This is a genomic window from Arsenicibacter rosenii, assembly GCF_001870735.1.
GTDB classification, from domain to species: domain Bacteria; phylum Bacteroidota; class Bacteroidia; order Cytophagales; family Spirosomataceae; genus Arsenicibacter; species Arsenicibacter rosenii.
Map to the genome: position 1 here is coordinate 1 of NZ_MORL01000158.1, position 1,198 is coordinate 1,198.

Annotated in this window: 1 protein-coding gene; it reads left to right on the top strand. The window is 38.2% G+C overall.

From position 1 onward, the window contains the following. On the top strand, positions 1–587 hold a 587-nt coding region (locus BLX24_RS30530), incomplete at its 5' end, for a PQQ-dependent sugar dehydrogenase (protein WP_143092942.1). Positions 588–1,198: the final 611 nt, after the last annotated feature.

Consider the following 1,198-nt stretch of genomic DNA (forward strand, 5'->3'; position numbering starts at 1 on the left):
CTCAATCGGTTAATTCCGGACTGGGTAAAGTGGTTCGTATTACTAAAGAGGGTAAACCGGCAGCAGGTAATCCGTTTGCCTCTAATAAAGAAGCCATTCCTGAACTTTATTCATTAGGCCACCGCAACGTGCAGGGTCTTGCGCTTCATCCCGTTACCGGCGACTTATGGGAAACCGAGTTTGGCCCTCGCGGTGGTGATGAAGTCAACCTGGTAAAACCGGGTAAAAACTATGGCTGGCCAACCATTACGTATGGTATTGAATACAGCGGCGATAAAGTCGGAGATGCGCTTCAACAGAAAGATGGATTAGAGCAGCCGGTTTATTACTGGGATCCGTCTGTTTCGCCGAGCGGTATAACCTTTTATTCAGGAAACCGGATTCCGGAATGGAAAAACAACCTGTTTGTCAGTGCGTTAAGTGGTATGCATATTGCCCGGCTGGTTATTGTTAATAACAAAGTGGTGGGTGAAGAACGATTGCTGGAAAAAGAATTCCAGCGCTTCCGTGATATTACCGTAGGTAAAGATGGCGCACTCTATGCCATTACCGATCAGGGACGCCTTTATAAGATTGATAAAAAATAGTCAATTCCTACTATTCAAAAGAGAGCGATGCAGGTATTCCTGTCTAGCTCTCTTTTCTTATTTACGTCAATTAACAGCGGGAAAGATCTGTATGATCCGGTTTATACGTAAACATAATAAATTATAAAACTGAGATAAATACTATTCCGATACCGTAAGATCAATTGTTTTGTCAAATAGTAGCTGTCATATACGAGTATTGAAAATAAACTACTATAATTGAAATGAATAGCAACGTATTTAAGCAAAAAGCATACTAAAATCAACCATTACCCGCAAAGGTGCCGAATTGATAATAGTATGCTCAAAAAAAAACAAACTTCAATGCGAGAATGCTTTTCTAACTATATCGTTTATGTTAGCATGTTACTAACAACACAAATTAACTAAATTAACACATTAAGGAAAAGGCATTTGAATAATCCAGATGCCTTTTCCTATTTAATGGCCCCTTTATTTGTGTTAATTTACAAGAATTTTCACCTTTATTATTTGGTAAATAATCACAAACCTGTTAATTGTTTTTTTCAGATTTGCCGTTTACAGCAGCTTCTTAAGGCACCCTTTCCGTGTTATTTTACAACAATTAAACGACTGATAATCATTAATTT